The sequence below is a fragment of the Roseisalinus antarcticus genome, assembly GCF_900172355.1.
Lineage (GTDB): Bacteria > Pseudomonadota > Alphaproteobacteria > Rhodobacterales > Rhodobacteraceae > Oceanicola > Oceanicola antarcticus_A.
On record NZ_FWFZ01000066.1, the window covers coordinates 1 to 7,921 of the forward strand.

6 protein-coding genes and 1 pseudogene are annotated in these 7,921 nt (G+C 62.9%); all 7 read left to right on the forward strand.

All coding sequences use genetic code 11. From position 1 onward, the window contains the following. On the forward strand, nt 1-812 hold an 812-nt coding region (locus ROA7023_RS22465), incomplete at its 5' end, for an FAD:protein FMN transferase (RefSeq protein WP_143535714.1). 375 nt (nt 813-1,187) lie between these two features. After that, nucleotides 1,188-3,091, forward strand: a pseudogene (locus ROA7023_RS22470) (heavy metal translocating P-type ATPase). A gap of 316 nt (nt 3,092-3,407) precedes the next feature. Next, nucleotides 3,408-3,785, forward strand: a complete 378-nt coding sequence (locus tag ROA7023_RS22475) for a cupin domain-containing protein (RefSeq protein ID WP_085881210.1) — start codon at nt 3,408-3,410, stop codon at nt 3,783-3,785. 168 nt (nt 3,786-3,953) lie between these two features. Beyond that, nucleotides 3,954-5,174, forward strand: a complete 1,221-nt coding sequence (locus tag ROA7023_RS22480; RefSeq protein ID WP_159458647.1) for an HlyD family efflux transporter periplasmic adaptor subunit — start codon at nt 3,954-3,956, stop codon at nt 5,172-5,174. Continuing rightward, complete coding sequence (locus ROA7023_RS22485) at nt 5,171-6,343, forward strand: FtsX-like permease family protein (protein ID WP_085881212.1); 1,173 nt, start codon at nt 5,171-5,173, stop codon at nt 6,341-6,343. Before ROA7023_RS22480 ends, ROA7023_RS22485 begins: the two co-directional genes overlap by 4 nt. A 2-nt stretch (nt 6,344-6,345) precedes the next feature. After that, nucleotides 6,346-7,062, forward strand: a complete 717-nt coding sequence (locus tag ROA7023_RS22490) for an ATP-binding cassette domain-containing protein (RefSeq protein ID WP_085881213.1) — start codon at nt 6,346-6,348, stop codon at nt 7,060-7,062. Beyond that, nucleotides 7,059-7,490 carry a hypothetical protein gene (locus ROA7023_RS22495; RefSeq protein ID WP_085881214.1) on the forward strand — a complete coding sequence of 144 codons (432 nt, stop codon included), beginning with the start codon at nt 7,059-7,061 and terminating at the stop codon, nt 7,488-7,490. The genes ROA7023_RS22490 and ROA7023_RS22495 overlap by 4 nt, the downstream gene beginning before the upstream one ends. The last annotated feature ends 431 nt before the right edge of the window (nt 7,491-7,921 follow it).

Here is a 7,921-nt window from a genome sequence, read left to right on the forward strand (position 1 = left end):
CGGGCAGCGATCTGATGCGTCTGAACGCAGCGCCTGTTGGCGCCTCGGTGGCGGTTCCGGATCGGCTGCGGGAGGTTCTGGGCCTCGCGCTCGAGATCGGGCGAGCCTCGGGCGGGGCTTTCGACATTGGCATGGGAGACGCGGTGACGGCGTGGGGCTTCGGGTCTGAGTCAGCAGGGACGAAGGGCATTCGCGCTGCAATGGCCGCCCCGCGCCGCCCGGCGCACGAGGTGCTGGAGATCGGGGAGAGGCACGTTCGCAAGTCCGCGACCATCGCGCTGGACCTCAACGGCATCGCCAAGGGGTACGGGGTCGATCGGCTGGCGGAGACGCTGGGCAGGCACGGCCTCACAGCTGGCCTCGTCGGCATCGATGGCGAGATGCGCGCGCTCGGGCTCCGGCCGGACGGAAAGGCGTGGACCATCGCGGTGGAAGCGCCTGACCCCGACCGCCGCACGCCCCATTCGATCCTTGCTCTCCAGGATGCCGCCGTCGCGACCTCGGGCGATTACCGCCACTGGGTCCAGGTGCAGGGGCGACGCCTGTCGCACACGATGGACCCGAAGCGCGGGGCGCCACTGATCGCATCGCCGGCCTCCGTCACCGTGGTGACCCGCACCTGTGCCGAGGCCGACGCCTGGGCAACGGCCCTCATGGTTCTCGGGCCCGACAGAGGCGCGGCGCTCGCAAGAAGAAGCGGGCTCGACGCCCTGTTCCTCCTGCGCGATGATGATGGCAGCGCAAGGGACGGGGGGGGCGGACGACTTTTTTCCAAAGCCCCAACCGCAATCGCCTCGGCAGAGGTGAGATGAGCCGCATGGAAACAACCGGTACCGATCGCTTCACGACCGCGCGCGGAGATGCGGAACGTCGCCGTTCTCCGGGAATGCCAGTTCTGCCGATATTGAATTGCAGCTCAGAAGGGTATTGCGGTGAGGATGGCGGCCTGAACGTCCGATCGCCCGTTTCCCGTTGTGGGCCTGCCGGACCCGATCCCGGGAAATGCAGGGCCACCTGACCATATGCGCCACCACGCATCCTCGCGAACCAATGGTCCTTTTGGCTGCGCAACCCGTGCGACAGCGTCTACTGGCAGCCGGAGGGCGGATCATGATAGCTGACTCTTATATTCTAGTTCCAGCATTCGGGTAGATATCGTGAAAAAGCTGCTCGCTGCAGATCGTGCGATGGTATTGGCGGGTCTGACGGTCTTTGGGATGCTCCTGGCGGCTCTCGCTCTCTGGCCACTGCGGGACATCGCAGCCCAACGCACGTCCATGGTCGGTCTGCTGCTCGTGTATCTGGCCGGGGGGTACCTGCGGCGTGGCGGGCGCTTGTGTCCCTGTGGAATGACCGCATTCTGGATATCGACCTGCTGATGGTTGTCGCGGCCATTGCCGCCGTAGCCGTTGGCGCACCCTTTGAGGGTGCGGTGTTGCTGACGCTCTTCAGTATTTCGACAACCCTGGAAGATCGCGCACTCGGACGCGCGCGCCGCGCCGTCGAGGCCCTGATGGCGCTGCGCCCCGAGACCGCCTTGCGAAAGGCACCCGACGGCACGGTCACGGAAATTCCCGCCGCCGATCTGAAGGTCGACGACGTCTTCGTTCTGCGGCCGGGCGCGCGCGTGCCCACCGACGGGGTGATCACCACCGGCCGTGGTGCGCTGGACGAGGCGAATATCACGGGTGAATCCATGCCCGTCAGCAAGCAGCAGGGCGCAAAGGTGTTCGAGGCAACGGTCAACCTTGACGGGGTGCTGGAAGTCGCGGTCACGAAAACGGTCGAGGAAAGCACCGTCGCGCGCATGATCGCGCTGGTAACCGAAGCACAGGCGGAAAAGGCGCCTTCCGAACGCTTCAGCGAATGGTTCGGACAGCGGTATACGGTTGCGGTTTTGCTGGGTGCCATCCTCGCCTTTGCCGTCTTCCTCTGGCTTGGGGATGACTGGCACGAGGCGCTCTATCGCGCGGCTGTGCTGCTGGTGGCGGCAAGCCCCTGCGCCATCGTTATTTCGGTTCCCGCCGCAATCCTGTCCGCACTCTCGGCTGCGGCACGCGGGGGCGTGCTGTTCAAGGGCGGGGCTGCGCTCGAAACGCTCGCGGCGGTCGATACCTTTGCCTTCGACAAGACTGGCACGCTGACAACCGGCAAGGCATCCGTCACCAAGGTCGTTGCGCTTGACGGCAATGAGGAGGAATTCCTGTCCCTTCTGGCCGGGCTCGAAGCGCAGTCGGAACACCACAGTGGTGCTGCGATCCGTCAGGAAGCGGCCGATCGCGGGATCACATCCGCTGATGTGCAGAATGTCGTAGCACTGCCAAGCGAGGGTATCACCGGCGACAGGGCAGGTGAAACGTTGTGGGCCGGCAATCCACGCATGGCGGCACGGATGGGGGCCGTGATCGACCATGCGTCCCTGGAGGTGCTCGCCGAGGACACTGAGACGGTCATCTATTTTGGCCGGGATGCCCGGCTTCTCGGCGCCGTGAGCCTCGCGGATCAGACCCGCCCGAGTTCCGGACCCGCGCTTGCGGCGCTTCGCGAGAGTGGCGTCACGAAGATCCTGATGATGACGGGTGATCGACGGCCGGTCGCCTTGCGTATAGGCCGCGAACTGGGCTTCCAGCCCGACGAAATCGACGCCGACATGCTCCCCGAGGACAAGCTGCGCATGATCGGTGCTCTGGCGACAGAGGGCAGAGTCGCGTTCGTCGGAGACGGCGTGAATGACGCGGCGGCCCTCGCGCGGGCGGATGTGGGGATCGCGATGGGCGCGGCGGGATCGGACGTAGCACTTCAGGCCGCCGACGTTGCGCTCTTGTCGGAAGACATGGGGCAGCTTGCGGTGGCGCATAGACTGGCGCGCAGGACCGCCACGATCATCCGTCAGAACTTGATCTTTGCCATGGGCGCCATGGCCGTGCTTGTCTCGGGTGGTTTGTTCTTCGATCTGCCCTTGCCTTTGGCAGTGATCGGCCATGAAGGGGGGACGGTCCTGGTTGTGCTCAATGGCCTGCGGTTGCTCCGCACTCCCAGTCGGAATGGCGAAACGAAATTGCCTGAGACGGTGGAAGCGGCTACTGCTTAAAAGTTCAGCAGGCGTTCCAGCCAGCGCGTTTCCTGTTTTCTGTGGAAAGATAATGGCTTAGCCGACAGAGATGGGGTGGATACCGCTCTCCCTGGACGGCATCGCGATGTGCCTATCTCGTGGTGTCGAAGCGCAAGCTGAAAGAGAGGGCATCCATGGGAGGTTTAGAATGATCGTTTCCGTAGTTTATGTCCGTGAATAAAGCTCCACGTAAAAACAGCAATGCCCATCAATGCGATGCCGACGTTGATCTGGCGCAAATACTAAAGGCTGTGTTGGGTGTACAACCCACCTATGAACAAAGGAAATTCCGGCCATGCCTGAGACACAAAATCAATCGCTGCCTATCGTCGATCTCGCGCGCAAGAATGACGAATTCCGCAAGGTCCTTTGGACTGGCGAGAAGACCCAGCTTGTGCTGATGGCCATCCCCGAAGGTGGGGAGATCGGCGGCGAGGTGCATGAGGGGCACGACCAATTGCTCTACTTTGTCGCCGGTAGCGGCCTCGCGAAAATCGGCGAGACCGAAAGCGAGGTCTCTGATGGCGACGTCAGCATCGTGCCGTCGGGAGCCTTCCACAATTTTCGCAACACCGGCTCGGGGATGCTGAAGCTGTTCACCACGTACAGCCCGCCCGAGCATGAACCTGGCACCGAACATGCCACCAAGGCGGAGGCTGAAGCGGACGACTGATCCTGCGTAGGACCGGCATGGCGCGAGCTCGCCCTCAACAGGGACGAGCTGTTGTTGCTGTCGGGCACCCCTGCACAACAAATGAAGTTCTGGGGTGGTGGGCCGACCTTAAAGCCATCCGTTTTCAAGTTCTCGTGGTGCTTCGGCTCCCAAAAGAGGCTCGTTCGAATGACACGCTCTGCCGAAACCGAATTGCCATTGCTGGTCGATGCACCGAACGAAGACGTGCCACGCAAAAGCAGCCGATTTCGCAAGCGGTACCTCCTTGTGCTGCTGATTCCGGTCTTCATGTTCACTGGTGGGGTCATCGGTCTATATTTCCAGCCGCCCGCCTTGCAGAAATTCTATGAACTGACGGGTCTGCAACCAGGCGGAGGGTCTGGCACGCCGATTGCGCTGCCCCCCGGTGTCGAGCTGCCACGGGAAATGGCCGAGACGATGCTGCCCACCGACGTCGTGGGTCTGGCGCGCGTGATGCCTCGGGGCGATGTGGCCGTCGTGGCCACACCCTACGGCGCGAGCGATGCGCGGGTCGCGGAGATCCTTGTCGTCGTCGGGGATCGCGTGGAGCGCGGAGCACCACTTGCGTACCTCGACAACCGGGCGGCGTTGGAAAGCGCAGTGTTCCTGGCGCAGGCCAATCTCGCCGTGCGACAGGCGACCCTTTTGCAGACCCGCAGCGCCGTGCAGGCCAGCAGGGATGAGGCGCAAGCCACGCTGGACCAAGCCCGTGGCACATACCGCGAAGCGCAATCAACCCTTGAGCGCACCGAGGGGCTGGTCGAGCGCGGCGTTTCGACAAATGTCACACTCGACACGGCCCGCACCGCGGCCCAGGAGGCGGCGCTCGCGATCACGCGCGCGGAGGCCACGCTTGCCCGGTTTTCATCCGCGGAGATCGACGACCAGCCTGACGTCGTGGTCGCGGCCCGCAACGTGGAGGCGGCCGAGGCCGAACTCGCGCGGGTGGAACTCGATCTGGCCCGCGGCATCGTCGTCGCCCCGATCGCAGGGACGATCCTCGACATCCATGCCACTCCCGGACAGCGCCCCCCATCCGAGGGCGTCATGGAGATGGGCGATATCAGCCAGATGACGGTCGAGGTGGAGATCTACCAGGACCGGATCGCCGCCGTTCAGCCGGGCCAACCTGTCGAGCTTGTTGCCGGCGCCATCGGGCGCACCCTGCACGGAACCGTCGAGACCATCGGCATGACCGTCGGACGACAAGGGCTGATGGCGGATGACGTTGCGGCGAATACCGATGCCCGGGTGATCAGGGTCGTGGTCGCGCTTGACGCAGGGTCATCAGAAATTGCCTCACGCTTCACAAATTTAGAAGTCATCGCCCGGATCGATACCGGCGCGGGCGGCCGGGCCGCACAATGACCCGCTTTCTCGCGCGGCTGTTGGGCCGATTGCCCATAGGTTGGCTGCAACTTGTCCACCAGCGCGGACGTTTCGCCGCCGCGCTGTCGGGTGTGGCCTTCGCCAATGTTCTTGTCTTCGTCCAGCTGGGGCTCATGAGTTCGATGGGCGTCTCGACGCTGCGCCCCTATCAGTTCTTCCAGGGTGACATCCTGATCTCCGCCGCCGACGCCAACACGCTGACAGACGGCGGAAACGTCGCGCGGCAATGGATGCTTCAGGCCCTTGCCGACCCGGACGTCGTGGACGGCGTGGGATTGTTTGTGGCGATGGTGCCCTGGGATCGGGGCGAGACCGACATCAGCCTGACGACCTTCGGCATCGACCCCTTCCGTGCCGATTTCCTTGCGCCCGAAATCGCAGCCGACATCGACGTGCTGCAGGTTCGGGACGCAGCCATATTGGACCGACTCGCCCGTGGGCTCACTCAGGACGAAGCGGCGGCTATCCGGCAGCAGACGCCGCTTTCCTTCGAGTCGCAAGGAAGGACCCTGACCGCCTACGACACCTTCGCAGGGGGTGGGGGCTTCGGTGGAGACGGATACCTGCTGGTGTCCGACCAGACCTTTCTGTCGCTGTTTCCTGCGCGCAGTTCCGGCGCCCCGGATCACATCCTGTTGCGCCTTTCGCCCGGAGCAGAACCCGACGCAGTGGCGAGTCGTCTGAGGGAGCTGATCGCCGACCCGACGCTGCGCATCCGCAGCTATTCCGATGCGATGGACGAGGAGGTGCGGTTTCAGCAGACACAGCGGCCCACTGGAGTCATCTTCGGTTTCGGCGTGCTGATCGGCGTCCTCGTGGGGATCGTGATCGTCTTCCAGGTCCTTTCCGCCGATGTCGCCGATCATCTGCGGGAATATGCGACCTTCAAGGCCATGGGCTACGGACAGGGCTTCTTCCTTGGCGTCGTCGTCGAGGAGGCGATCATCCTCGGCGTGCTCGGCTTCATCCCCGGTGTCATCGCCGGTTGGGGCATTCTAACGCTGATGGCCAAGGTGACGACCTTGCCGCTGTTCATCTCGTTCGGGATGGCGGCTACCGTCTTCATCGGCACCGTCGTGTTTTCGGCCTTATCCGGGATGATAGCGACCCGGCGGCTGGCTGCGGCCGACCCGGCGGATCTGTTTTGAAGATGCCAGACGAGGATTTCTCCATTCAGGCCAGCGCCCTGAACCACTGGTTCGGAGTCGGCGAGGCGAGCAAGCAAGCGTTATTCGATATCGATCTGCGGATAAAGCGCGGCAGTTTCATCGTGATGGTGGGCCCCTCGGGGTCGGGTAAGACCACGCTTCTGACCCTGCTGGGTTGCCTTCGAGAAATCCAGGATGGATCCGTTCTCCTGCTGGGTAAGGAACTGCGCAACGCGACGAGCGCGCAGAACGTCCGGCTGCGGCGTCGCCTCGGGTTCATTTTCCAAGCCCACAACCTTCACGAAAGCCTGACCGCGCGCCAGAACGTGCTGATGGGTCTGCAGGTGAAGGGATACCTGGACCGAGAGGCGTCGGACAAGGCCGCCGCCCATGTCCTGACCCTTCTCGGGCTTTCTGACCGGCTGGATTACCTTCCTGCGAACCTGTCGGGCGGACAGAAGCAACGCGTGGCGATCGGCCGGGCCCTTGTCGGCAATCCCGATGTCGTTCTGGCAGACGAGCCCACGGCAGCACTTGACTGGGAAACGGCCGCCAAAGTCGTAGACCTCCTGAAGCAACTGGGACAGGCGCGCGCCACAACGACCATGATGGTCACGCATGACAATCGAATCCTCGATCGCGCTGACCGCATCCTGACGCTGGAGGACGGCCGTCTCGCCGGGGACGAAGACCGAATAGGAAAAGGATTGGAATCATGACTGTGAATTCATCAGCTCAATGGCCGCTGAGGGTCGCGGCCGGCGTGGCAATCCTCTTTGGTCTTCTGACGATCATATCCGGCGGTAGGGCGCTGTTCGGGGGTCCCGCCGCGGCAGACGCAGTAGGAGATGCGGTCCCCTTCGTGCTGTGGTTCAATTTTCTGTCGGGGTTCGTGTACGTTCTCGCCGGAATCGGGATCGCCATGGGTCACCGGTGGGCGGTCATGCTCTCCGCAGGTCTGGCGGTGATGATCGCCGTGGTGTTCGCTCTCTTCGGCCTGTACGTCTTCCAAGGTGGAGCGTTCGAGATGCGCACCATTGGCGCCATGAGCCTTCGCTTGGTTGTTTGGCTCGCTATCGCTGTGTTAGCGGCTCGTCACATTTCGTCACGCAAAGCCGATGATCGAAAGGACGACTCTCCCCCCTGACGGCATCGCAAAGTGTCAAACTCGTGGGGTCGAAGTTCAAGCAGAAGAGTTGAACATCAATCGGTGAGATTTGAGAGTTAACGAAAACAAGGACTTAAGGTGGAGAAGGTTGTCTTTCAGGCCCATCCCCTCCGCCACCTGCCCCCGCGAAAACGTTCTCCCGATCCGGCCGCGGGCAGATTTTTGCGTTGTATTCGAGGGTTATGAAAGTTGGGCTGTTAACCGCACCCGAGTCAGGATGCCCCAAAATGTTCTCTGCCGGCCGATATTCTCCGGACCTGTTGCCTAGGCTCAGGACCCATTAAACGGGTTGAGGCTGCGCGGTCTGCGTGATTCATCGTCCCCGAACCAAAGGGGGCATGATGAGCGATCTGTATTGGCTGAGCGAGGCTCAGATGGCGCGGCTGAGGCCCTATTTTCCGAAGAGCCAT

Bases quoted from the DNA above. Each gene is read 5' to 3' on its own strand.
- ROA7023_RS22475 (WP_085881210.1), top strand. From the start codon at position 3,408: ATGCCTGAGACACAAAATCAATCGCTGCCTATCGTCGATCTCGCGCGC.
- ROA7023_RS22495 (WP_085881214.1), top strand. From the start codon at position 7,059: ATGACTGTGAATTCATCAGCTCAATGGCCGCTGAGGGTCGCGGCCGGC.
- ROA7023_RS22490 (WP_085881213.1), top strand. From the start codon at position 6,346: ATGCCAGACGAGGATTTCTCCATTCAGGCCAGCGCCCTGAACCACTGG.
- ROA7023_RS22480 (WP_159458647.1), top strand. From the start codon at position 3,954: ATGACACGCTCTGCCGAAACCGAATTGCCATTGCTGGTCGATGCACCG.
- ROA7023_RS22485 (WP_085881212.1), top strand. From the start codon at position 5,171: ATGACCCGCTTTCTCGCGCGGCTGTTGGGCCGATTGCCCATAGGTTGG.